General features: G+C 62.6%; 2 protein-coding genes. Both read right to left on the bottom strand.

Annotated elements, in window-relative coordinates; genetic code table 11:
- The coding region (locus BK819_RS16235; RefSeq protein WP_071330053.1) for a hypothetical protein at positions 1-402 on the bottom strand (402 nt) is incomplete at its 3' end.
- The coding region (locus BK819_RS16925) for a hypothetical protein (protein ID WP_218138574.1) at positions 399-644 on the bottom strand (246 nt) is incomplete at its 5' end. The genes BK819_RS16235 and BK819_RS16925, both read right to left, overlap by 4 nt.

Here is a 644-nt window from a genome sequence, read left to right as displayed (position 1 = left end):
CGTGTAGAAGATGACCGCGGCTTCGTCAGCGGTGAACACCTCGTTCGAGAACACGCGCACCGCACGGGCCTGACTGATCGGGATCAGCGTCGTCCCGTCGGCAGGCTCGGGACGCCCGACCGTGTACAGGTGGGTCTCACCGTCAGGCCCCGCCAACCGGACCTCCACGGTCACCTGATCGGCTGAACCCGCCGCCTGCATGAAGGATCCACCAGGCTTGGACTCGAACCCCACGATGCTCGTCGGGTCGCTGCCCCGCCAGATGATGTAGGTGAATGTCTCCAGGCCGTCCAGTGCTTCGAGCCTCAGCCGAAGAGTGTCCGGGACCGGACGAAAGACCTCTTCAATCCACCCTTCCTGGCCGCGTGGGGTTCTCTCTGCGAACGGTCCGTAGCTGCTCATGGTTCCCTTCTCACAATCACCCTAGAAATCTCGATACTCTCACCATTGAGCTGCCCTCTCGCGACGGCCCCATCGTTCACTTGCGCGTCGAACTGGCGCTGTGTGCTCCCCGGCCGGAAATACGCGTCATAAGCACCACCTGACTTGACCTCGATGGCTGTGAACGTCCCGTCAGGGTTTCGGACGAGGCCGTCGTAGTACCGGCCGTTGACTCTCATCGTTCCTCCGACAGCTCCTGGCTG

It is taken from the genome of Microbacterium sp. LCT-H2 (assembly GCF_001866135.1).
Lineage (GTDB): Bacteria > Actinomycetota > Actinomycetes > Actinomycetales > Microbacteriaceae > Microbacterium.
Note: the sequence above shows the minus strand (reverse complement) of the source record. Positions and strands in the feature narration are given on the sequence as shown.